Annotated in this window: 16 protein-coding genes and 1 CRISPR repeat array; of the genes, 14 read left to right on the top strand and 2 right to left on the bottom strand. The window is 76.4% G+C overall.

All coding sequences use genetic code 11. The features are described from left to right. Positions 1-407 precede the first annotated feature (407 nt). From NT8_RS12990 to NT8_RS12970, 5 genes are all read left to right on the top strand, one after another. Entirely contained in the window at positions 408-2,642 is a 2,235-nt protein-coding gene (locus NT8_RS12990) for a PDDEXK family nuclease (RefSeq protein WP_157515750.1), read from the top strand. Positions 2,643-2,743: 101 nt separating this feature from the next. Further along, the gene (locus tag NT8_RS12985) at positions 2,744-4,474 is read left to right on the top strand and encodes a hypothetical protein (protein WP_067968318.1); all 1,731 of its coding nucleotides are present in this window, start codon (positions 2,744-2,746) and stop codon (positions 4,472-4,474) included. A gap of 109 nt (positions 4,475-4,583) precedes the next feature. Beyond that, positions 4,584-5,285: a CRISPR direct-repeat array (repeat unit 29 nt; unit sequence CTGCTCCCCGCGCACGCAGGGATGGCCCC). 508 nt (positions 5,286-5,793) lie between these two features. Next, complete coding sequence (locus tag NT8_RS12980; RefSeq protein WP_245646159.1) at positions 5,794-6,576, top strand: hypothetical protein; 783 nt, start codon at positions 5,794-5,796, stop codon at positions 6,574-6,576. After that, on the top strand, positions 6,573-8,441 hold the full coding sequence (locus tag NT8_RS12975; protein WP_067968316.1) for a hypothetical protein: 1,869 nt from the start codon (positions 6,573-6,575) through the stop codon (positions 8,439-8,441). Before NT8_RS12980 ends, NT8_RS12975 begins: the two co-directional genes overlap by 4 nt. Positions 8,442-9,356: 915 nt before the next feature. After that, complete coding sequence (locus tag NT8_RS12970; RefSeq protein ID WP_169805214.1) at positions 9,357-11,123, top strand: RAMP superfamily CRISPR-associated protein; 1,767 nt, start codon at positions 9,357-9,359, stop codon at positions 11,121-11,123. A 34-nt stretch (positions 11,124-11,157) separates the two neighbouring features. Here NT8_RS12970 and NT8_RS12965 read toward each other — a convergent pair whose 3' ends face one another. Continuing rightward, the gene (locus NT8_RS12965; protein WP_067968312.1) at positions 11,158-11,784 is read right to left on the bottom strand and encodes a GAP family protein; all 627 of its coding nucleotides are present in this window, start codon (positions 11,782-11,784) and stop codon (positions 11,158-11,160) included. 243 nt (positions 11,785-12,027) lie between these two features. On the opposite strand from NT8_RS12965, the gene NT8_RS12960 reads away from it, so the two are divergent. From NT8_RS12960 to NT8_RS12950, 3 genes are all read left to right on the top strand, one after another. Continuing rightward, on the top strand, positions 12,028-12,444 hold the full coding sequence (locus NT8_RS12960) for a VOC family protein (RefSeq protein WP_067968353.1): 417 nt from the start codon (positions 12,028-12,030) through the stop codon (positions 12,442-12,444). 229 nt (positions 12,445-12,673) lie between these two features. Continuing rightward, on the top strand, positions 12,674-13,447 hold the full coding sequence (locus NT8_RS12955) for a hypothetical protein (RefSeq protein WP_245646158.1): 774 nt from the start codon (positions 12,674-12,676) through the stop codon (positions 13,445-13,447). A gap of 10 nt (positions 13,448-13,457) precedes the next feature. Next, positions 13,458-15,908 (top strand): TIGR03986 family type III CRISPR-associated RAMP protein, encoded by a 2,451-nt coding sequence (locus tag NT8_RS12950; RefSeq protein ID WP_245646157.1) that lies wholly within the window; start codon positions 13,458-13,460, stop codon positions 15,906-15,908. Between the two features lie 272 nt (positions 15,909-16,180). Here NT8_RS12950 and NT8_RS12945 read toward each other — a convergent pair whose 3' ends face one another. After that, positions 16,181-17,521 (bottom strand): Gfo/Idh/MocA family oxidoreductase, encoded by a 1,341-nt coding sequence (locus NT8_RS12945; protein WP_067968306.1) that lies wholly within the window; start codon positions 17,519-17,521, stop codon positions 16,181-16,183. Between the two features lie 489 nt (positions 17,522-18,010). Here NT8_RS12945 and NT8_RS12940 point away from each other — a divergent pair, with 489 nt between their 5' ends. The 6 genes from NT8_RS12940 (at position 18,011) to NT8_RS12915 (ending at position 23,990) form a co-directional block, all read left to right on the top strand. Next, positions 18,011-18,976, top strand: a complete 966-nt coding sequence (locus NT8_RS12940) for a carbohydrate ABC transporter permease (RefSeq protein WP_067968345.1) — start codon at positions 18,011-18,013, stop codon at positions 18,974-18,976. Continuing rightward, the gene (locus NT8_RS12935; protein ID WP_067968303.1) at positions 18,966-19,826 is read left to right on the top strand and encodes a carbohydrate ABC transporter permease; all 861 of its coding nucleotides are present in this window, start codon (positions 18,966-18,968) and stop codon (positions 19,824-19,826) included. Before NT8_RS12940 ends, NT8_RS12935 begins: the two co-directional genes overlap by 11 nt. Positions 19,827-19,843: 17 nt before the next feature. Then, complete coding sequence (locus NT8_RS12930; protein WP_245646156.1) at positions 19,844-21,130, top strand: ABC transporter substrate-binding protein; 1,287 nt, start codon at positions 19,844-19,846, stop codon at positions 21,128-21,130. 163 nt (positions 21,131-21,293) lie between these two features. Beyond that, positions 21,294-22,109: a hypothetical protein gene (locus NT8_RS12925; protein WP_067968297.1), complete on the top strand. Its 816-nt coding sequence runs from the start codon at positions 21,294-21,296 to the stop codon at positions 22,107-22,109. A gap of 43 nt (positions 22,110-22,152) precedes the next feature. Beyond that, positions 22,153-23,349 (top strand): sensor histidine kinase, encoded by a 1,197-nt coding sequence (locus NT8_RS12920; RefSeq protein ID WP_217999165.1) that lies wholly within the window; start codon positions 22,153-22,155, stop codon positions 23,347-23,349. Continuing rightward, complete coding sequence (locus NT8_RS12915; protein WP_067968341.1) at positions 23,346-23,990, top strand: response regulator; 645 nt, start codon at positions 23,346-23,348, stop codon at positions 23,988-23,990. Before NT8_RS12920 ends, NT8_RS12915 begins: the two co-directional genes overlap by 4 nt. Positions 23,991-24,229 lie beyond the last annotated feature (239 nt).

Genomic DNA, 24,229 nt, shown 5'->3' with positions numbered 1-24,229 from the left:
TCCCGTCTGCCGGGTGGGGGTGTTCCCTGATCGACGCGCGAGTCGTGCGGTGGTCGCGGCTATCCCGTCTGCCGGGTCCGCGGGGCGGGGTCATCGTCGGATGGGGGGCGCGCAGCGGGGGAGCGGCGCGGGTTCGGGGGTCGTGCCGGGGGCCCGGGGGCGCCCGGCGGGGTGGCTGTGGTCAACGTGGCTCCTCTCGGCGGCGGTCAGCGGGGGTGGGGACCCCGGCGACGATCACCGGTGAGGTCGTTCGTCCGTCCGTGCAGTGTTATGCGTGTTTTGTCATGGTTCGAGAAGATGATCACCTAGCTAGTTGACTTCTCTCGGACACGGGGGTGAAAAGAGGCGGTTCACGCGATTTGCGGGAATCCCTACCTGCACGGCCGGATACCCGTTAGACAAGGAAGGTGCGAGATCGACCCATGGACCCGGCCCGCGCCCCCGACCCCGGGGCACCGGACGCCCCCGCGACCCTCGTCGCCCTCGCCGGCACCAGCCCCACCCCGGCGCTGCTGTCGGCGCTGACCTTCGCGCCGCGCCGCCTCGTCGTCGTGCACACCGGCGACACCGCCCGGCGCGCCGCCGACATCGCCGCCACCGCCCGCGACCTGTGCCCGCGCATCCGCGAGACCCTGCTGTTCGACATCGGCCGCGATGCCTACGACTTCGCCGCGGTCGGCCGCGGCTTCGACGCGCTGGTGCCGGCCCTCGCCGACCCCTGGCGGCTCTGCTACACCGGCGGCACCAAGGTCATGAGCGTGCACGCCGTCCTGCGCCACCTGCGCCGCTTCCCCGACCGGCACGACTGGCGCAGCTACCTCGACGCGACCTCCGAGACCCTCCGCCGCACCGACGGCTCCCACCACCCCGGGGGCATCGACAGCGGAGCCCTCACCATCGACGCCCTGGCCCGCCTGCACGGCATCACCCTGCGCCCCGGCGACCGCCTCGCCGACCAGCGGGCGTGGCTGCGCGGCCGCCCGGTCGACCTGGGGCCGGGCGACCTCGCCGAGGCCCGCGTCCTGGACCTGTTCCGCCGCCGCCTGCGCGGCGTCCCCGGGACCGAGGTCGCCGGCAACCGGATCATGCCCGACCCCCGCTCACCCCGGGAGTCCATCGGCGACTTCGACCTGATCGTCCGCTACCGGCACCGCGTCCTGTGCGTCGAGGTCAAGACCGACCCCAGCCACATCCCCGACGCCGCCGGGTGGACCCTCACCAAGGCGCAGCGCGCCTTCGGCGGCGCCGCCCGCGTGCTGTTCGTGCACGACGGCGACAAGGGGGAGTGCTCCATCGAGCAGCTCGCCGCCTACGACCCCGAACTCAGCGGGGCGCCCCTGCACGTCCGCGCCCTCACCGAGCTCGACCGCGACTTCCCCACCGCCGAGCACCTCGTGCAGGGGTTCTTCCCCGCCGCCTCCGCCCGGCGCGGGGCACCCGCCGGCCCGCCCCCGCCCCCCGTCCCCGCCCCGGGGCCCGGCGGCGGCCCCGCACCCGGCGGCCACCCCGGGCCCGACGCGGCGCCGCTGCTCCTGCTCGGCCTCGGCGGCAGCCGGCTGTCCGTCCTGGCCGCCGCCCGCGCCTGCCGGCCCGCCCGCACCGTGATGCTCTTCACCCGGCAGAGCGAGAAGGAGATCGGCGCCCTCGACCTCGCCGTGCGCCGCGCCCTCTTCGCCGCCGAGGACCCCGACGCCTACCGCGCCACCCCCCGCCGCCGCCTCGCGTCCCGGCTGCGCCGCGACGGCCTGCCCGACCGGGTCAAGTTCGCCGACGCCGCCGTCGACGGCGCCGACGCCGCCGAGGTCGCCGCCCGCGCCCGCGCCAAGATCGACCAGTACGGCGGCGGCACCCCCGTCATCGCCGACACCACCACCGGCACCAAGGCCATGAGCGTCGGCCTGGCCCTCGCCGCGCACGAACGCGGCGGCTGCGTCACCTTCGTGTCGCCCCTCACCCGGCGGGTCTCCTGCCACACGCACGGGGTCGTCGGCAGCCACGGGCCGGCCGCCGTCGACTGGCCCATCGTGCTGCGCGGCTACCGGCTGCTCACCGGCCCGGTCGCCGACGCGCTCGCCCCCGTCGCCGCGCGCCAGGTCGACGCCGGCCTCCTCGACGCCGCGACCGCCCAGGTCGCCGAGCTGACCGGCGGGCACGACGTCGCCGCCTGGGTCGACCGCACCGTCACCGCCGACGCGCCCCCGCTGCCGCAGTACTCCGCGCCGCAGCGGCCCACCGTCATCCTCACCGTCGCCGACCGCGCCCTCGGCCTCAGCGCGCCCCGGCGGCGCCGGCTGCGCCACTTCACCACCGACGGAGTCCACCGCGAGCAGGACGTGGGCGCCGGCGGGTGGGCGCACGACGTGTTCGCCGCCGCCACCCTGCTCAACGTCCGCTGCGGCATGGCCGGGCTCACCCTCGCCCTGCACCGCCCCGGCGACGGCGACCCCGCCCGCGCGCTCGACCTCATCGACTGGTACGCCTGGTGGCGCGACGGAACGCGCGGGCACCCCGGCACCGGGGCGCCCGCCGAGGAGATCACCGGGCACGAGGACACCCGGCGTCCGAGAGTGGTATCCGCCGAACCGGGAACCCCCGCGTTCCGCCGCGACCTCGCCGCACACGTCACCGCGCTCCGGCTCTGACCCCGGGAGACCCGCCCCATGACCTCGATCGCCGCCGCGCCCGCACCCCGTTGGGGCGCCACCCCCGGCAGCGGGGGAGGGGCCGCCCGGACGGGGGCGCGATGACCCCGGGACCCCCCGCCGCGCCGCCCGCCGACCGGGGGGTGCTCGTCGGCGTCGACCTCGCCGGCATCCAGCGCTTCGTGTTCGAGGGGCGGCGGCTGCTCGACGCCATCGGCCGCGCCACCCTCGTCGCCGACCTCACCGACACCGCGCGGCCGCACCTGCGCGACCTGCTCCACACCACCGCCCCGGGCGGCCACCGGGTGCTGCGCGACGCGGGGGGCGCCCTCTACGTCGCCTTCACCGCGCCCGACCCGGCCGACGCCGCGGCGCGCGCCCGCGCGTTCACCGGCCGCTACACCCGGCGGCTGCGCGACCTCTCCGACCGGCTCACCCCCGTCGTCGCCCACGTCCCCTACGGCGGGCCCGGCGCGCCCGCCACCCAGGCCGAGGCGCTGCGGCTGCTGCCCGTCGCCCTCCAGGAGGCCCGCTCCCGGCTCACCGCCGCCCACCTGCCGGTGCTGGGGCTCGGGGTCACGGCGGTGTGCGACGTCACCGGGCGGCCGGCCGAACTGCTCGACCACACCCGCGACCGCGGCCCGGTGCGCGAACGCGTGGCCCGCGACGTCGTCGCCGCCCGGGTGCGCGCCCGGCGCTGGCACCACGCCAACAGCAGGGCGTGGCTGCGCGGTGTCGACCCGCCGTTCGGCTTCGACCACCTGGAGCTGCCCACCGACGTCGACCACCTGGGCCGCGAGATCGGCGACATCAGCCGGCTGGCCGTCATCCACCTCGACTTCAACGGGCTGGGCGACCTGCTCAAGCGCTACCACCAGGCCTGCTCCGACCGGGGGGACGACGTCGTCGCCGCCATGCGGCGGGTCTCGGCCGACATCGCCCGGCTCACCGAGGGGCTGGCGCGCGCCGTCATCCGGTCGGTGGCGTGCGCCATCACCGCCGACGGCCCCGGCGGCGAGCCGGTCATCGCGGGGCCGGGCGGGGCCGGGCGGTTGCGGCCGCGTACCGAGCGCGGCACGGTGTACGTGCCGGTGCGGCCGGTCGTGGTCGCGGGCGACGACCTCACGATCATCTGCGACGCCCGCCTGGCGTGGAGCGTCACCCGGTTCGCGCTGTCCTGGCTCGACACCGACCCGGCCGCCATCGCCCCGGGCGACCCCCGGTCGGCCATGGCGTCCCGGGCGGGTGAGGAGCCGTGGGGGCGCCGGGTCGGCGCCACCGGCGTGGTCACGGGGGTGCCGTCGGCGGGGGTCGGCATCGCCGTGCAGCCGGTGGGGGCCCCGCTGGCGGTGGGGTACGACATCTGCGCGGCGCTGTGCGACCGCGCCAAGGAGCACCGCAAGGAGGCGGCCGAGCGGCTGGACGACCACGTGGTGGCGTGGTCGCACGTCTTCGACGACCCGGCCCGGGTGCTGGCCCGGTTGGAGGAGGCGCGCGAACCGCGCGGCGACGCGGGGGCGGCCCGCACCACGCTGCCCATGACCGGCGCCGAACTGCACGCGTTCCTGCGCGACTACCTCGATCCGGGGGCGCCGCGCGGGCTGCGCGCCCCGGCCATGGCGGGGCAGCGGTCGTGGCTGCTGTCCCGGCTCGGCCCGCTCCTGCACGACGGCCACGACCCGGGCCCCGAACTCGCCCGCCGCCGCGACCTGGGCGTCCCCGTCCACCTTCCCGAGCCCCTCACCCCGGCCGCCCTCCTCGACGCCCTCCCCCTCCTCGACCTCCACCTCGACCCCACCCTCCCCGACCCCCCGCCACCCCCACCCGAGTAACCAAGAAGCCCCGCCCCCACACGGGCCGCGCTACCGTGTCCCCAGAAAGCCCCTACCACAAGTGGTCGAAAATGGCCCGACCACGCGGTATGCCCCCAGCTCAACAAGACTGCTCCCCGCGCACGCAGGGATGGCCCCTCCACCTCAATTGGTGTGGCAGTCATCGGTACCTGCTCCCCGCGCACGCAGGGATGGCCCACTCGACTTCCGCCCGACCCTGGCGCTCCTTATGCTGCTCCCCGCGCACGCAGGGATGGCCCCTCGTCTATGTCGTCGGCAACGTCACCACCGACCTGCTCCCCGCGCACGCAGGGATGGCCCCAGGATGCGGTCACCCTTCTTGTACGAATCCAGCTGCTCCCCGCGCACGCAGGGATGGCCCCATGCGCGGCGGCACCGGTTCCGGAGAGGTCGCCTGCTCCCCGCGCACGCAGGGATGGCCCCCGCAGGGTGCGGAACCTCGACCGGGCGGAACGGCTGCTCCCCGCGCACGCAGGGATGGCCCCCGCAGTGGCCGGAGCGCCCGGCGCCGCGCCGCCTGCTCCCCGCGCACGCAGGGATGGCCCCAGGTTGCCGCTGATCTGCGCGAAGCGATCGAGCTGCTCCCCGCGCACGCAGGGATGGCCCCGAATAGGCCAGCAGGGCCCCGCCGAGGGCGGCCTGCTCCCCGCGCACGCAGGGATGGTCCCTCCTCACCCTCCGCAGGCGGTACGGCGAGGAGCTGCTCCCCGCGCACGCAGGGATGGCCCCGATTCCTGGTACTGGCGGACCAGTCGCATGACCTGCTCCCCCTGCACGCAGGGATGGCCTCGGCCGACATGGCCCGGCGTCAGTGCACCTCCGACGCTCCCCGCATGCGCAGGGATGGTCCCCCTTCGACTCCCGTGAGATTCGCGCATCCAATTGCTCCCCGCACACGCGGGGATGGTCACTCCACGGTGGCTGGCTCCTCGTCGTGGACTATGCGCTCCCCGCGCACGCGGGATGGCCCCGACCCCACCGGCGCCGCCACCGCCTCCGGTAGGTGCTCCCCGAGCACACGGGGATGGCCCCCTAACGTGCCCTGAGGGATGGAGCCGTTGGAGACTGAGCTTCCCCGGATCGCCGCTTGGTAGGTGGTCCGTCCGAGAGGGAGGGGTATCGGCGGGTGTGGCGCGTTCGGGGTGTATCGGCCCGTCGGTGTTCCGTGCCGTGAGGAGGCCGAATCCATGACCACGCCGCCGTCCGCGAACGGTGACCGTGTGACGGCCGGGGGCGGTCGCGAGGGCGTTGAGTCCGCTGGAGGCGGCTCTCAGGGGAAGAGCGCAGCGGGCGAGGCCATGGGCGGCGTGGTTGTCGGCGGCGACGTGGCGACGGCGGAGCAGCCCTTCGGCGATTCCGACGCCCATTCCGGCGCCCGGCCCGACGCCGCTCCCGCGTTCCTCGTCATCGATCTCGCCGCTCCCGCGCTGTTCGCCGGGGCCAGTGCCGCCGGGACCGCCGCCGACGCCGATGTCGTCACCGACGCCCACGGCCTGCCCTACCTGCCCCGGCACCGGGTCGCCGCGCGGCTGCGGGACGCCGCCGTGACCGCCGTCCGCGCCGAGCCCGCCCTGCTGCCCGCCGCGCGCGCCCTCTTCGGCGCCGCCCGCGCCCACGGCCCCGACCGCATCCTGCGCATCGGCCACGCCCTGCCGCCCGAACCCGTCCGCGCCGCCGTCGCCTGGGCCCTGGAGCAGCGCGCCGCCGACCCCGCCACCGACCACGGCCCCGACCTCCTCCGCGCCGTCACCGACGCCTACACCTCCCTGGAGAGCGGCGTCGAGATCGCCGGCGGCACCGCCGAGGGCCGCCTGCGCACGGTCCGCGTCCTCGACCCCGGCCTGCGCCTGGCCGCCGCCCTGCGCTGGACCCGCGCCCCCGAGCCCGGCGAACTCCGCTGCCTGGCCCGCGCCGCGCTCGCCTTCACCCAGGCCGGCCTCAAGGCCAGCCGGGGGCGGGGCCGCGTCGACGTCCGTCTCGCCCCCGCCGCCGACACCGACGCGCGCCGCGCCCACGCCGCCACCCTCGCCTGGGCGGGTGTGCGCGCAGTTCACGGCGGTGTCCGAGAAGAGACGGTGTGACCAACTCGGCTCCCCGACCCGACGACCGGACCGGAGGCCCCGGAAGAGCCGCCCACGCCTACCTCGCCCTGCGCTACGTGCTCACCGAGTCGCTCGTCGTGCGCTCCGGCTACGACCCGCTGCGCATCACCACCGACCCGGTCGTCACCGGCCGGGCCCAGCGCGGCATGCTCGCCGCCGCGCTGCGGCACGCCCGGCGCGACGACCTGGTCGACTCCTGGATCGCCCGGGGCGACACCCTCCGCTTCGCCCCCGCCTTCCCGCGCCTGGAGGACCCCGACGGCGCGGCCATGACCGTGCCCGCGCCCCGCGCCTGGCACACCCACGTGCCGCCCGGCGGCACCGCCACCCGCCTCGCCGACCTCGTCGCCGCGCCCGGCACGCCCGGGGTCGCCTACCGCATCCTCGGCGGCCTGGTCACCCCCGACCTCTCGGCGCGCGCGGTGCCGCTCACCCGCACCGAGCAGTACCTCGGTGTGGCGCGCGGCGACGCCGGGCGCAACGCCATGCCCTTCTTCACCACCAGCCTCGAACCGGGGCAGGTCTTCGAGGCCCGCTGGCAGCTCCGCGCCTCCGACCCCGACCGCCTCCGCGCCCTCGCCGCCGACGTCCTCACGGTCCTCGCCGCCGCCGACGGCCTGCTGTCCCTCGGCTCCGGCGGAAGCCGCGCCCACGGCGGCGGCATCCGCGTCACGGCCGCCCTCGGCGCCGCGGACCCCCTGACCCCCGACCGGGTCGACGCCGGGCGGCGCCCTTGGCGCGCAGGCGAGGAGCGCGACCTGCTCGTCCTCGCCCCCGCCCTGCTCGTCGACCACCGGGGCCGCCCCGCCCCGGCCGCCCTGCCCGGCGCGGCCTCGGCGCTGCTCGCCGACGTCCTCGGACCGGACGCCGCCGAGATCACCGGGGCCCACGTCCACCAGGAGGTCGTCGGCGCCTACCACCGCATGTACCGGGGGCCCATGGCCGAGCGGTGGGCGGCCGCTCCCGGGTCCGTGGTGCGGTTCCGCGCCCGGCGCGACATCGACCTGACCGAGCTGCGCGCCGTGGAGGCCCGCCCCCTGGGACAGCGCGCCGCCGACGGCCACGGCGCGGCGGCCCTGGTCCCCGTGGCCGAGCCCGGCGCGGCCGTGCCGGACGAACGCGCCCCCATCGCCTGCTCGGGCGACCGCCCCGACCCCGGGCGGCTGTTCCCGGCGCCCGGCCGTCCGGCGGTGCCCGCCCAGCGGGTCCGGCCCGTCTCCCTCGCCGACGGGTCGCCCGCCTGGGTCGACCCCGCGTGGGTGGCCGCCGAGGCCGCCGCCGACCCCGCCGCCTCGCCGGTCGCCCGGCTCCAGGACACCCTCCTCGCCCGCGCGGCCGCCGAACCCGTTCGGGCGCACGCACGGGCGCTGGCGCGCCGGTCCCTGCGCCTGCCGTCGCCCGCTCTGCTGGGGCGGCTGCGCGAGGTCGCCGTCGCCCCCGGCCTGCCCCCGCGCACGGTGCTCGCCCGCCTGGCCGCCGTCGTCAACGGCGACCCCGCCGCCGCGCCGCACACCGCGTTCGGCGGTGCGGCGCGGCAGGCCGCCGAGGGGGCGTCCGTGCCCCATGGCGACGGTGAGGTGTCGCTGGTGCGCTGGCTGACCGACGCCGCCCGCGACCCCGCCGCCTGGTGGGAGCTGGCCGGCCCCGACGACGCCGACCTCGCCGCCGCCCTCACCCCGGTCGACCTGTCCTGGACGGCGGGCGGCGGCCCCACGGCCGCCACGGCGGCGTGGCGGGTGCGCCCCGACGTCGTCGCCCGGCTCGCCCTGCACCTCGTCACCGCGTGGCTGTCGGCCGCGACCGGCGCGGCGGCCGACACCCCGCACCGCGAGGCCGCCCGGTGACCCCGGGGTGGGCGCTCGGCACGCCGCCTGAGGTGTGGTGTCCGGATGCGTCCGGATCAGCGAAGGGGCTCGCGAGCACTGTGCCTGCCCGGCGGACTGACACAGCGGGGGAACAAGGCGGCGCTCGCACGCTGACCGGCGCGGGCGCGGGCCGGTCGGCGGTTCGGGCCGAGCGGCGTGGCGGGTGCTGTTCGGGGGGCCGCCGCGCGAAGGCCTGGAGCCTTCGGGGCGGTGCCCACCGGGGAAGCGGCCGCGAGCCCGGAACGCGTCAGGCGACTCGATGCGGCGGCGTGCGGACCCGTCTCGGTACCGCTCCGACCACTCCGTGTATCGAGGGCACGCCGGGAGCGTGTACGGTTTCTCCGTTTGCTCTGGTGCCGCCGCCCCGACGACGGCCGGATTCCCCGCGATGCGTGGCCTTCCACGGGTGGAATCGCCGCGCCACGGGGCAGAACCAGGGCGACGGTCCCCCCGGTGAGGTGGGCCGGTGAGCGCGGACCGCACGGATCGCCCACCGGTGCCGAACGCCGAGATACTCGCGCGGGAACTCCCCGCGCGGGCGTCCGGGAGCGGACCCGCTGCGGCTGTGGCGGCGCAGCGGGTCCGCCCGGATGTGCCCGCTGCGCCCCGCCGCAGACCGGAGCCCGCCAGGGCACCCGATCCCGGCGCCCCCGGAAGCGGCGGCGCTCCCCATCGGCCGCGTGCCGGCCGGTCCTGGGCGTTGATGGAGTCCGCCCGATCCCGACGGTCGGCCCCGGCGCCCGGCACCACCGGCGCGCGGAACGTATCATCGGCCGCGCGTCCGGCGCTCCGCGCCCGTCCCGCGCGGGCCGAACCGCCCTGCGGCCCCGGACGGCAGCCCGGGGGGTGCGCGGGCGGACACGGACGGCGGAGGCGGATCTGGGAGGTGCGGGTGTGAACGGTGCGGTGTGGGAGGCGGAACTGGCGGAGTTCGCGGCGGTGGCCGCGCCGGGCCCCGAGGTCGTCTGGGAGTTCACCGCCCGGCTGTGCCTCCTCGGTGACACCCACATCGGGGCCGCCCACGACGCCCCCCGCCCCACCGCCCCCGACGTCGACCCGGTCGACCGCGACCCCGCCACCGGCCGCCCCCGGCTCCGCGCCACCACCCAGGCCGGGCTCCTCCGCCACCACCTGGCGGCCCGCCTCGGGCCCGGCGGCGCCGCCACGGCCGCCGCCCTCTTCGGCGAACCCGCGCCGCCGCGCGGTGATGACCCCGCCCCCGCGCGGGTCACCCGCAGCGCCCTCGACATCGACGACGCGTTCGCGGACCTGCCCGACGAGGCCGGGGTCGCGGTCCGCGCGGGCAACCGGGTCGACCCCGGCAGCGGGGCCGCCGTCCCCGGCGCCCAATGGCAGATGGAGATCCTGCCCGCCGGAACCCGCTTCACCGTGACCCTGCGCCTGCACGTCACCGACCGGGGCGACGAAGGCCGGCTGCTCGCCCTCACCGCGCTCGCCGCCGAAGGGCTCACTGGCGACGGCCCCGGCATCTCCCTGGGTGCGCGCACCGCGCGCGGATACGGTGCCGTGCGCACCGACGCCTGGCACGCCCGCCGCCACGACCTGCGCACCCCGGACGGCTGGGCCGACTGGCACGCCGCCACCTGGGCGGACCGCTGGGACCGCGCCCGCCGCGCCGTCGCCCGCGCGGCCGCCGACCGGCCCGCGCCGCGCAGCCTGCGCGACCTCCTCGCCGCCCGGTTGGCCGCCGACCCCGCGCTGGCGGCGTCGGCGGGGGAGGGCTTCCACGACACCGTGGCCGACCACGGCGCCGACCGGCGCAGCCGCGACGAACTCACGCTCACCCTCGAACTCGCGGAACGGCCCACCCACACCTTCCTGGACGAACCCGGCCACCCGGACGGCCCGGACGCGCCGTGCGGGCCGGAGGCGCCCGCCGCCGGGCGCCCGACCCACCGGCCGGGGCTGCTCATGGTCGGCGACACCCCGGCGCCCGAGTCGCTGGGCGAGGTCGACCGCACCCACCTGCGGCGGCCCCGCGTCGCCGGAGACGGGTCGGTCCAGTGGCGCCCGACCCTCGGTGACACCGCCCTGTTCGCGTTGTTCAAGCGGCTGAGCCGGCGCCTGATCCGCGACATCTCCGGGGAGGCCGACCGCGCCCTGGGGGAGTGGCCCGAGGACAGCCCGGGGCGCCGCATGCACGTCCGCTGGTGGGGCGGCGAGTCGCGGCCCGGGGCCGGGCCGTCGTCGTCGCGCATCCGGTTGCGGGAGGCGGCCGAACTCATCGGCGGCACCACGCAGCGCACGGCACGGGTCACCATCGACGCCCTGTTCGGGGACGCGGTCGACACCCGGTTCTTCGCGGACGACGTGCACGCGGGGGGCCGCGCCCGGGTGACCCTGGACATCCGACGGCCGGACGACGCGGTGCGCGGGCTGCTGGCCCTGATCGTGCGCGAGCTGCGCACGGTGCCGCTCGACACGATCGGCGGCGGGTCGGGAATCGGCAACGGGCGCCTCACGGTGACCGACGCGGTCCTCACCCGCTACGAACCCGGCGGGGCTTGCACGCCGATCGACCTCATCGCCGCCATCGACGACGCGGCCGGCCCCGAACGCGCCACCGTCGGCCCGTGGCTCGACACCCTCCGCACAACGGTCCGCACCAGCCCCCGCCACCCGGACGACGCCCTGCGCTGATCCGGCGACGCCACGGCGGGCACGCCGGAACCGGTCAGATGATCAGCAGTACGAACACCGCGCACGTCGTGATGGTGACCACCCAGCTATGGGAGCTCAGCCACTCGCGGACGACCGGCATGGCCTTCCGCGCGCGCCTCCGGAAGAGCAGGAGGGCGAGGAGCGGCAGGGCGGCCACCGCAACGGTCGCCAGGACGAAAGGGGTGGCGGCCCCCGGACCGGAACCGTGCTGCGCCAGGTTCGCCCCCACCGTCAGCATGACGACGACGTCCGACGGCATGAGCAGGACCACGAGGAGCCCGGTGGCGAACGCCCTACCGGGTCCCGCGTCCAGGAGTGTCCGAAGCCACGCCGGGGGCTCCGACGTCGCCCGCCGCAGGTAGGCCCGCACCGCCGCCGCGACCAGGAGCAGCACCAGGACGCCTTGAACGATCCACCCCGCCGAGCCGTGGTCCCCGGGGTCACCGAGGGGGACGGCGGTGCCGATGAGCGTGAAGACGGCGAGCGCGGCGGAGACTCCGGCGGTCGCGGCCACCGCGATCCCGGCGAGGAAGGCGCAGGACACCCGGACGGCCCGTCCGGTGGTCACCAGGATGATCGCCGAGATGATCTGCGGTCCCACCATCATGGTGACGGCCAGCGGAAGTACCTGGAGTTTCACAGCGCTCCCTGAGGGTGCGGTGGGGCCGCTCCGAGGACCGCGGTCCCTCTCGGCGCCGCGCCCCCTCTTCGCGGAGGCGCGGACCGGACCGGGCACCGCCTCCCCATCTCGTCCGCGGCCGTGTGGACCGTGGCCACACCGCGATTTTCGCTCCGGTGGCCGGTGTGCTCCGAGCCGACACGCGGTGGTCCGGGCGAGCCCTGGTCAACGCGGGTGGCGAGTGGCGCGCCTAGCATGATCGGTATGGGCATCAGCATCCACACCGCCGCGCTTCCGCATGACGACCCGGAGGCTTCGCTGGCCTTCTATCGGGATGGGCTCGGGTTCGAGGTGCGGAGTGATGTGGGGCAGGGGCGGATGCGGTGGATCACCGTGGGGCCCGCCGACCAGCCGGAGACGTCGATCCTGCTGGCGCCGCCCGGGGCCGACCCCGGGGTCACCGAGGACGAGCGCCGGACCATCGCCGCGATGATGGCCAAGGGCACCTACGGTTGGATTCTGCTGGCCAGCCGGGACCTGGACGACACCTTCGAGAAGGTGCGGTCGAGCGGCGCCGAGGTCGTCCAGGAGCCGACCGACCAGCCGTACGGTACGCGCGACTGCGCCTTCCGCGACCCTGCCGGGAACATGGTCCGCATCCAGCAGGTTGGTGGAGTCTGATCCGTTGATCCGTTGCTGATTCGCTGGCTCCGTGAGCCCGCGGGGCCTGTAGACCCGCTGGACCGCTGAACCGTTGCTTCTCTGGGCGCTGTTTCTATCGCGCTCGGGGGGCTCGCTCCGGCCACACCCCTCCGCCCCCACCCCACCCCACCCCACCCCACTCCCGCACCGTGTCCGAGAGAAGGTGGGCGGGTTCTTCGTGCGGATGGGTGAGGAAGGGGTGACGGGCGTGGACGTCGCGTGGGAGGAGGCCGCGGCGCCCGTCGGGGTGGAGACCGCCGCCATCGACGAGGCCGGGGTGCGCGGGGTGCTGGTCGACCTGTTCGAGGAGGGGCGGCGGTGCCGCCTGCTCGACCGCTACGCCCCGGGCGAGCCGCAGTGGCTCCTCGCCGAGCTGGGCGACGGCCGCATCACCGGCGGCTGCCCCGAGCGGTACTGGCGGCTGTCGTGCGACGACCCCTCCACCGCGCCCGTGTCCGCCCCGCCGCTGGCGGCCGACGGCTCCGACGCCTGGCGGCTGCTCGACGCGGTGGTGTTCTCCCCGTCGGCGCAGGTGCACGTCGGCGAGGCCGCCGAGGCCGCCTGGCTGTCCCGCGACGCCCCCGACACCGACGGCCTGCCCGCGTGGCTGCGCCCGCGCGACCGCTCGTTCCTCCTGGTGGGCTGGCGCGGCGGGGGAGCGCCGCAGGCCGGCGGCGACCCCGCCCGGGGCAGCCGCACCCTTCTGGGCCCGATCCCGTTCAGCATCGGCCGCGAACTGTCCGGCACCACCGCCGCGCACCCCGTGAGCTGGCAGGACTTCGACGTCGAGCGGCGCCCCGCCCCCGGCGGCGCCGACCCCCGCACCCCCACCAGCGTCGGCAGCTGGATCAGTGTCCGAGAGTACTGGGCGGAGGATCGCGCCACGGGTGCGGTCGGGGTGGCGCAGCACCGCCTCACCGGATACCACGCGGGGCCCAAACCCACGGCGCCCCTCGGCCTGGACGAGCTGGACGACGCGTAGAGGAGGCCGTGTGAGCGACACACCGCACTCCGGCAACCGGAGACCGAGTCCCGCCGCTATGCCGCGCCGCCGCGCCTCCGTCGCCGTGCGCCGATCCGCGCCGCTGCCCCCCGGCGGCCGATCGCGACGCCGCGACGAGCGCGGCGGCGCTTCACCCGCCCGCCCCGCGCCGCCCGACCCGCTCCGCGACCACCAGGCCGTCGCCCCCTACGGCCTGGTCCCCCTCCCCGAACGCCCCATGCCGGCCGAGCGCCTCCAGGAGTCCGTGCTGCGCGGCGGCGTCACCCAGCACCACCTGCTCGCCGGGCACGACCGCCGCATCCCCGGCACCCACTCCGGGTGGATCGACGTCGCCGTCCGCTCCCTCACCCCGCTGTTCGTCGGCTCCACGCGCAAGGGCGGCGGCCCCGACCACTCGCTCACCATCGACGGCCGCCCCGCGCTGCCCGGCGCCACCCTGCGCGGCCTCACCCGCAACGTGCTGCGGGTCCTCACCGGCGGCGAGACCGGCCCGGTCAACACCCCCCAGCTCTTCTTCCGCGCCCCCGCCGCGTCCAGCAGCGACCCCCGCGCCCGCCACGTCATGCGGCGGCTGCACCGCGACTACCGCGACCGCGGCGGCGCCCCCTCCAGCCCGCCCGGCGCCCCCGTCAAGGCCGGGTTCCTCTGCTACGACGCCGACTCCCGCGACTGGCACGTCCGCCCGCTCACCGTCGAACGCCCGCTGCAGGTCCGCCTCACCGACCTGCGCGACGACCTCGCCGGCCACCCCGGGCTGCCCCCGTTCCCGCTGCCCGACCCCACCGCCGCGGGCGGCCCCGGCTACGTGCCCGCCGAGTTCCACCGCGAGTTCCAGTACCTGCGCGTCACCGCCCTGTGCCCCGAGGTCAGCGGGCGCAGCATCGGCGAGACCCGGTTCTGGGCGCTCGCGGTCGTCCCCGAGGGCGTCCCCGTCACGGCCGACCACCACGCCGCCGTCCGCCGCCGCCTGCGCGAACGCTGGGCCGGCAAGCGCGACCGCGCCCAGCAGTCCGTCGACAAGGCCGGCGGCGAACGCGCCCGCTCGTCGGCGCGCGGCCGCCGCAACGACTTCGACCGCGCCCTCGACTCCGTCGACGCCGTCGAGGTCCGCGCCCTGGACTGCATCGTGGTCCTCACCGGCCTGGCGGGCGAGCGCAGCAACGCCTACCTGTTCCCCACCGACGTCGCCCCCGGGGTGCGGCTGCCGGTCCCCGAGCACCTCGTGCGCATGGTCGAGTCCGCCGACCAGATCACCCGGTTCCAGGAGCACAACTTCCCGGTCGGCCTCACCACCGGGCTGCCCACCGGCGCCGGCCCCGCCACCGCCGGGCGGCCGCGCCCCGGCGGTCTCGACCGCGGCGCCCGCGAACCCGTCTGGTACCAGGACCGCGACGGCCGGGTGGTGTCGTTCGGCCGCTCCGGCGGCTACCGCGTCGCCGTGGGCGAGTACGACCCCGTGAGCCGCGCCCTGCCCGCGCCCGTCCTCGGCGCGGGGGCCGGCGCCGCCGACCCCGGCCGCACCCCCGACATCCCGCGCGCCCTGTTCGGCGACACCGACCTCCTCGCCGCCCGCGACTCCGCCGGCCCCGCCGCGCGCGGCCGGGTGTCGGTCGGCTCGGCCGTAGCCGACGACCCCGACCCCTGGTTCCCGCACGCCCTGCGCGTCGAACTGCTGTCGCCGCAGCGCACCTGCTTCGCCAACTACCTGCTCCAGCCCATGTCCGACCGCACCTGGGGCGGCGCGCCCGACCTCGTCACCTGGTCGCACGAGGGCGACGTCCGCCTCGGCGGCTACAAGGTCTACCTGCACCGCCACGACCCCCTGCCCGACGAGTCCCGCCGCTACGCCCACCTGCGGGCCGACACCGTCCCCGACTCCGACACCGTGCGCGACGTCGTCCCGCTCCGCGCCGGTCTCACCTTCCACGGCCGCATCACGTTCACCAACCTCACCGACGCCGAGGTCGGCGCCCTGCTGCGCGCCCTGCTGCTCGGCAACCCGGCCGACGGCGGCGACCCCGCCGACCCCGTCCACGCGCACAAGGTCGGGCTCGGCAAGGCGCTGGGCTTCGGCAGCGTGCACGTCACCCCGGCGCTGCACCTCATCGACCCCGCCGAACGCGCCGCCTCCCTCGACCCCGGCGCGGGCGTGCACCGCATCGGCACCGAGGGCGTGCAGAAGCTCCTCGACGCCTTCGACGACGCCCTCCTGGCCTGGGAGCGCCAGGAGAGCGTGCGGGCCGGCCGGCCCATCCCCGACGACTGGAGCGACGTCGCCCGGGTGCAGGGGCTGCTGCTGGCCGCGCAGTGGCGCCACCGGCTCCCCGAGAGCTGGACCCGCGTCATGGAACTGGAGGAGTTCGCCGTCTACCCGGTCCTGCCCGCGCTGCGGGACCGGTTCGCCGCCCACTCCCGGACCTCGGACACCGGTCCGGGCTGATGGGCCGTGCCCCGGCGGCGCCCTGCCCCAGCGCCGCCGGGGACCTTCCGCCGCCGTCCCGCCCCCACCCCCGCCCGCTGAGGGCATAGCCGCACCCCGTACCGGCATCGCCGTCAACCAGCAGAGCCGGACACACCCGCCCGCCGAGGGCATGGGGCCGCGCACCGGGGATCCCCCAGACCGCGCGGGCGGCCGGCGGGACGGGCCTGCCGCCCCGCGTGGACCGGCCGCCGGCGAAGGCCCCGCAACGGGTGCCTCCGCCGGCGCCGGGGTCACTCCGCCCCGCCGACCCCCTCGGGCACCAGGTCGGCCACCTCGACGGGCAGGCCCGTTCGCATCGACGCGTTCGCCGCCAGGCCCGTCAGCAGGGCGTGCGCCCCGTCGACGTGGGTGGGGCGCGACGGGTCGGGGGCGGATACGCCGAACAGGTCGTCGAGCATGCGGGTGTCGCCGCCGCCGTGCCCGCCCTCGCCCACCCGGACCGGGACCTCTCGCGGCTCCTCCCAGTGGGGCCGCAGCAGCAGCCGCGACGTGGTGCTCTCCTTGGGCGCCGGCATGCCGCGTACGGGGGCGGCGTCGGTGCGGCCGCGCGGGGTGGACGGGCTCTCGGTGACGTCCAGCTCCAGCCGCCCGGTGCTGCCGGTGACGGCCACCCGGTAGCCCTCCCACGGCGCGTACGCCACCAGGTGGTAGCTCAGCTTGGCGCCGGAGGCGTAGCGCACCAGCACCGACATGTCGTCCTCGATGGTGATGCCCGGCCCGAACACGTTGCGGTCGCGGAGGTAGCCGTCCTCGTGCTCGGCGTCGAGGTAGAGCCGGGCCATGTCGGGGCTGTCGTCCAGGTGCAGGGCGAACGGGTCGGCGTCGGCGCCCGCCGCGCCGTGCGCCCGCTCGTAGTCGCCGGCCAGGGCGCGGCGGCGGCCGTTCTCCTCGCCGTAGAAGAACAGGTCGCCCCACGCGAACACGGTGCGCGGGGTGCTGCCGATCCACCAGTCGACCAGGTCGAAGTGGTGGCTCGCCTTGTGCACCAGCAGCCCGCCCGAGTGCTCCTTCTCGCGGTGCCAGCGCCGGAAGTAGTCCGCGCCGTGGCGCAGGTCGAGCAGCCACTCGAAGTGCACCGACGCGACCTCCCCGATCGCGCCCGACGCCACCAGCTCCCGCAGCCGGCGGTGCACCGGGTTGTAGCGGTAGTTGAACGCGACGTCGACCCGGCGGCCGGTGCGGCGCTGGGCGGCGAGGACGCGCCGGCAGCCGTCGAGGTCGGCGGTCATCGGCTTCTCGGTGACCACGTCGCAGCCGGCCTCCAGGGCGGCGCAGATGTAGTCGGCGTGGGTGCGGTCGACCGTGCAGACGACGACACCGTCGACGCGCTCCTCGCGGAGCATGTCGGCGAAGCGCTCCGCCGGGTAGGCGGGCACGGGTGCCGCCCCGTTGGCGACCGCGATGTCGTTGTGGGCGCGCATGCGGGTGCGGTTGGTGTCGCAGAGGGCGACGAGCCGGGCGGTGGCGGCGTGGCTGGACGTCAGGGCGCGGGTGTACATGCGGGCGCGGGCACCGGTGCCGACGACGGCGAAGCGGCGGGGCTCGGGCGCGGGGCTGCTGGAGTCGCTCACCCGCCCAACGGTAAACGCTTTCCCGGCCGAGTTCCAGCCCGTTCCCGCCCCGTGCCGCCCCCGGCGGGGCCGCCGCGGGGGGAGGCGTACAACGATCCGGACACGTCCGGCGGGCGCGGCGCCCGAGGTGAGGCGGACGTCCGGTGCGGGATCGGGCGCCCGCCCCGAGGGCGCCCGGGCCGCGTCGCCGCTGGCCAGGGGGTGTCGGCGCCCGTTCTCGGGTGCTCGCGGCGGCGCCACAAGATCGCCGGGGAATGATTGACGTCACATTGCGAGGGTGTTAGAAACCGTTCATCCGCTTATGGATAGCGCTTACCGAACCGCTCCGGCGTTCGGCGCGGCGGGGCGCCCCCGCCGTGGACGCGGACGCCCCCGACCCCGATCTCCGGGCCGACCGAGGACGGTTACGCACATGAACTCAGACCGAACGGCCGGCCGGGACGCCGCCGCGCCGCGGTGCGCCCCCTCCCCGAGGGGAGCGGCGTCGTGATGGGGCTGACCCGGGACCGCGCGTCCACCGCGCGCCCGGCCGCCACCGCACCCCCGCCCGCGCGGGGCGGCCGTCGCCGCCTCCGCCGCCGGCGCGGCCGCGACGACCTCGCCGCCTACGCGTTCCTCGCCCCGTGGTTCGCCGGCCTGCTCATCATCACGATCGGCCCGATGCTGGCGTCCCTGTACTTCTCCTTCACCGACTACAGCCTCATCGGCGACCCCCGCTGGGCCGGGCTGGACAACTACCGGGAGATGCTCACCGACGAGCGGCTGCGCACCTCGCTGCGGGTCACGTTCGTCTACGTGTTCGTGTCGGTGCCGCTCCAGCTGGCCATGGCGCTGGCCCTGGCGCTCATCCTCGACCGGGGCGTGCGCGGGCTCGCGTTCTACCGGTCGGTGTTCTACCTGCCCTCGCTGCTGGGCGGGAGCGTGGCGATCGCGATCCTGTGGCGGCGCGTGTTCGGCGCCGACGGCCTGGTCAACCAGGTCCTGGGCTTCTTCGGGGTGCAGGGCGAGGGCTGGGTGTCCCACCCCGACTACGCGTTGGGCACCCTCATCGTGCTGAACGTGTGGACCTTCGGCGCCCCCATGGTGATCTTCCTGGCCGGGCTCCGGCAGATCCCCGCCATGTACTACGAGGCGGCGGCGGTCGACGGCGCCGGGCCGGTGCGCCGGTTCTTCGCGGTCACCGTGCCGCTCCTGACGCCGATCATCTTCTTCAACCTCGTGCTCCAGATGATCAACGCCTTCCAGACGTTCACGCAGGCGTTCGTCGTGAGCGGCGGGTCGGGCGGCCCGTCCGACGCGACCATGTTCTTCACGCTCTACCTCTACGACCGCGGCTTCGGGTCGTTCGACATGGGCTACGCCTCGGCCATGGCGTGGCTGCTGCTGCTGATCATCGCGGGGTTCACGGCCGTGAACTTCTTCGCCTCCAGGTACTGGGTCTTCTATGGTGACTGAGACTTCCCCCGCCCGCCGCGGGTCCGACCACCGCCGGCGGTTCTTCACGCATCTGGGGCTGATCGCCTTCGGGCTGGTCATGCTCTACCCGCTGCTGTGGATGGTGTCGAGCTCCTTCAAGCCGACCCCGGACATCTTCCGCGAGGCCGGCCTGCTGCCCGGCACCTTCGCCCCGGAGAACTACACCGAGGGCTGGACGGCGCTGGAGTACCCGTTCCACCACTACATCTGGAACTCGGTGTGGATCGTCGCCGGGTCGATCGTCGGCAACCTGCTGGCCTGCTCGATGGCGGCCTACGCGTTCGCGCGGCTGGAGTTCCGCGGCAAGAAGCTGTTCTTCGCGATCATGCTCATGACGATCATGCTGCCGATCCACGTGGTGATCGTGCCGCAGTACATCATGTTCGCCAACATCGGGTGGATCAACACGTTCTACCCGCTGATCGTGCCGAAGCTGCTGGCCACGGACGCGTTCTTCATCTTCCTGATGGTCCAGTTCATCCGCGGCCTGCCCAAGGACCTGGACGAGGCCGCGCGCATCGACGGGTGCGGGCACGCCCGCATCTTCCTGCGGATCATCCTCCCGCTGTCGCTGCCGGCCCTGGCGACGACCGCCATCTTCACCTTCATCTGGACCTGGAACGACTTCTTCAGCCAGTTGATCTTCCTGACCGACCCCGAGATGTACACCGTGCCCGTCGCGCTGCGCACCTTCGTCGACTCGCAGAGCCAGACCTCCTGGGGCCCGCTGTTCGCCATGTCGGTCGTCGCGCTCGGGCCCATCTTCGGGTTCTTCCTCGCCGGACAGCGCTACCTCGTCAAGGGCATCGCGACGACCGGAATCAAATGACCGAAAGGAACACGACTATGCGACCAGGTCTCAGGTCGGCCGCGGCCGTGGCGGCCCTGGCCGTCGCCGCCACCGCGTGCGGCGGCGACTCCGACGGCGACGTGGTGGAGCTGCGCTTCTCGTGGTGGGGCGCCGACGAGCGGCACACCACCACCCAGGAGGTGATCGACCGCTTCGAGGCGGCGCACCCCAACATCCGCATCACCGGCGAGTACACCGACTGGGACGCCTACTGGGACCGGCTCGCCACCAGTACCGCCGCCAACGACGCCCCCGACATCATCACCCAGGAGGAGCGCTACCTGCGGGAGTACGCCGACCGCGGGGCGCTGCTCGACCTCACCGAGTACGGCGAGCAACTCGACCTCGGTGAGATCGACGAGCTGGCGCTGCACGGCGGGCAGTTGGAGGAGGGCACCTTCGGCGTGGCCACGGGCGTCAACGCCATGGCCGTCTACGCCGACCCGACGGCCTTCGAGGAGGCCGGGGTGGAGATGCCCGACGACACCACCTGGACCTGGGACGACTACATCAGCACGGCCGAGCAGATCAGCGAGGCCACCGACGGCGAGGTGTTCGGCACCCAGGCCATGGGCGTCACCGAGGGCCCGTTCCAGATCTTCGCCCGCCAGCGCGGCGAGTCCCTCTACAACGAGGACGGCGGCATCGGGTTCTCGGCGGCCACCATGGAGGAGTGGTGGGAGCTGGTGTACCGGATGCACGAGGACGGGGCGGCGCCGAGCGCCGCAGAGAGCGTCGAGATCGACGCCGGCGGCCCCGACCTGTCGGTGGTGGCCACCAACTCCGGGGCCATGGCGCACTTCTGGACCAACCAGTTCGGCGCCATCAGCAACACCGCGGGCCGCGACCTGGAGCTGCTGCGCTATCCCGGTGAGACCGAGGGCGAGCGCACCGGCGTGTTCCTCAAGCCGGCGATGTTCTACTCGGTGTCGGCCGGGACGGAGCACCCGGAGGAGGCGGCGATGTTCGTCGACTACCTGCTGAACGACGTCGAGGCGGCCGAGCTCATCCTGGCCGACCGCGGCCTGCCCGCCAACACCCGCATCCGCGACGAGATCCGCGACGCGCTGCCCGAGGCCGACGCCGAGACGGCCGACTTCATCGACGAGGTCACCCCCGATGTGGTCGACCCGGTCGCGGTGCCGCCCATCGGCGCGGGTGAGGCCGTCGACATCACCAAGCGCATCAACGAGGAGGTCATGTTCGGTCGGCTCACCCCCGCGGAGGCCGCCGAGCAGTGGATCTCGGAGATGGAGACCGCCACCGGCGGCGACGCCTCCTGACCCCCGCCCCCCTGGCACACCCCGAGACGCGGCGCCCGCGGCCGGCCCCCTCCCCGGCCCGGGCGCCGCGCCGCGTCCGCCCCCGGGCACCCCCCCACCAAAGAGACACCGGCGGTGGCGGAGGGAGGATGCCCGCGCGGGCGCCGCCGCCCAGGCTGGGCACATGACATCCCGCCACGACACCGGTCGGGCGCGCGCGGCCGACCGCGCCCCCGGCCCCGCCCCCGACCTCTCCGGCTTCCCCGGCCGCGCCATCGGCGGTGCGGCGCTCCTCGCCGCGCCGCTGCTGTGGTGCGGCGGCCTGGTCCTGCGCCACCTCGCCCTGCGCGGCGGCGCCTTCACCGACGCGGAACTGCGCGCGTTCGAGGCCCGGCCCTTCATGGCCGACGCCCAGCTCGCCGCCTACGCCGAGTCGCCGCTCCTGGCCACGGCCGCCCACGCCCTGTTCGCGGCGGGCGCGATGCTGCTGGTCCCCGCGGTCGCCGCCCTCGCCCGGCTGGTCGCCCCGCGGTCCCCGCGCCTTGCCGCGGCGGGTGCCGTGCTGGTCGCCCTCGGGCTGCTCGGCCGGCTGTACTCGGCGGGCGTCGACGCGGCCGCCTTCGCGATGGTGGACGACCTCGGGCTCGGCGCGGCGACGGCGACCGTGTCCGCCACCTACACCGATCTCGCCTACGGGCCGTGGCGGGTGCCGGTGACCGCGTACTTCGGCCAGTACATCGGGGTGCTGCTGCTGGCGGCCGCCGCCCACCGGTCGGGGGTGCTGGGGACCGGCCGGGCCGTCCTGCTGGTGGCGTGGGGCTGGCTGTGGACCGGGGTCCTCAAGGAGGCCACGGTGGCCGACTGCGTCATCGCGGCCGCGGCGGCGGTCCTCGTGTTCGCGCCCCTGGGCGTGCGCGTGCTGCGCGGGACGCCCGGCCGCGCGGAACCGGGCGGCACGGCACCGCGCGGCACCCCGCCGTCGCGCCTGGTGAGCTGGTGACGGGGAGTCGGTGGGCGGCGCCGCCGTGGCTAGGGTGGGGCGCGTGAGTGGTGAGCGGGGTGCCCGGCCGCCGGTCGGGCACGTGCTCGGCCGGGCGGCGCCGTTCGCCCTCCCTCTGGCGGCCTTCTGCGGCGCCCTCTACCCCCTGCTGTTCCCGCCGTCCGCGCCCGCCCTGCTGACCGGGTTCGCCGCCGTCCCGGCGGTCCCGGCGGCCGTGGTGGCCGGGGCGGCAGCGGCGGCCGCCACCCGGGCGGCGCCCCGCTCGGTGTGGCCGCTGGTCGCCCTCGCCGCGGTGGACGCCGTCCTGCGCGCCCCCGGGCCGGTGACCGCCGTCGCCCTCTACCTCGCGGCGGTCCACGGGCGGCGCCCCGCCGCCGTCGCCGGGGCCGCCGCCGTGCTGACCGTCCTCGCCGCCGTTCCGCGCCCCGGCGTGGACGCGGCCTCCGCCCTGGGCAACGCGCCGCTGTTCGTCTGGCTGCCGCTGGCCCTGGGGGCGTGGGCGGCCGCCCGTGCCCAGGTACTGGCCGGGCTGCGGGAGCGGGCCGAACGGCTCGAACGCGAGCGCTCCGCCCTCGCGGCGCGGGTGCGCGCCGAGGAGCGGACCCGGATCGCCCGCGATATGCACGATGTCGTCGCGCACCGGGTGTCGCTCATCGTGCTGCGGTCGGGCGCGCTGGAGGTCGGCGCGCCCGACACGGCCACCGCCGCCGAGGCGGAGCTGATCCGCCGCACCGCGCAGGACGCCCTCCTCCAGCTGCGCCACGTGCTCGGGGTGCTCGGCCGCACCGGGGAGGCGGCGCCCGGCGGGGCCGGGGACGCGGACGGTCCGGGCGCCCCGGACACCCTGCGCCCCCCGCCCGTGCTCGCCGACCTGGCGGACCTGGTCGACCGGTCGCGGTCGGCGGGCGTGCCGGTCGAGTTGGACGATCGCTCCGGCCCGGGCGCGGGCGCGGCCGACGCGGTCGAGGAGCACGCCGCCTACCGGGTCGTCCAGGAGGCGCTGACCAACGTGCACAAGCACGCGGGCGGCGCCGCGACCCGCGTCGCGGTGCGCCGGGAGGCCGGGGCCATCGAGGTCGCGGTGGAGAACGCGCCGCCCGACCGCGCGCCGCTGGGCGTGGCCGGCGCCGGGGTGGGCCTGGTCGGGCTGCGCGAGCGCGTCGAGGCGCTCGGCGGCGACCTCCGGGCGGAGCCGACCGCGCGGGGCGGGTTCCGGGTGTGGGCGAGGCTGCCGACGTGATCCGGGTCCTCATCGCCGACGACGAGGCGCTGGTCCGCACCGGCCTGCGGATGATCCTGGAGGCGGCGGGCGACCTGGAGGTCGCCGGGGAGGCGGCGGACGGCGCGGAGGCCGTCGCCGCCGTCCGGAGCCTGCGGCCCGACGTGGTCCTGATGGACGTCCGCATGCCCGGCATGAACGGGGTGGCGGCGCTCAAGGCGATCAACCGCGAGCCCGACCCGCCCAAGGTCGTCATGCTGACGACGTTCGACCTGGACGAGTACGTCCACGGCGCGCTGCGGGCGCGGGCGGCGGGGTTCCTGCTCAAGGGGAGCGGGCCCCGGGAACTGGTCGCGGCCGTCCGCGCCGTGGCCGACGGCACCGCGATCCTCACCCCCGCCGTCACCCGGCGGCTGGTCGACGCCCGCGCCGAGCGCCGCCCCGCTGCGGCGCGCGCCGCCCGCGACCGGCTGGCGCGCCTCACCGCGCGGGAGCGGGACGTCGTCAACGGGGTGTCCCGGGGGCTGGCCAACGCCGAGATCGCCCGGGAGCTGGCCATGACCGAGACCACGGTCAAGGCCCACGTCAGCCGGTCCCTGGCCAAGCTGGGGCTGGCCAACCGGGTGCAGATCGCCCTCCTGGTGCGCGACGCGGAGGACTGAGCGCCCGGCACCGGAACGAGGGGGGCGCCGGACCGGTCGCGGCGCCCCGCCGCCGGGCCTGTGCGGGCCGCCGGCGGGCGCGGGCGGTACGCGGCCGCCTCCGGTCGCGGGGCACGAGCGTCGCCACCGACCTGGGGGACCTCTCCCCGCGCCTGCCCGGCCTCCCCGCACCGCGCCTGCTCGCCCCGGCCGACCGGGCGGGTCGGGAGCGGCGGCGGGGCGCCGGGCCGACGCGGCGG

The organism is Nocardiopsis trehalosi NBRC 14201, from assembly GCF_001552555.1.
GTDB lineage: Bacteria > Actinomycetota > Actinomycetes > Streptosporangiales > Streptosporangiaceae > Nocardiopsis_B > Nocardiopsis_B trehalosi.
This window is presented reverse-complemented; position numbering and strand designations above follow the sequence as displayed.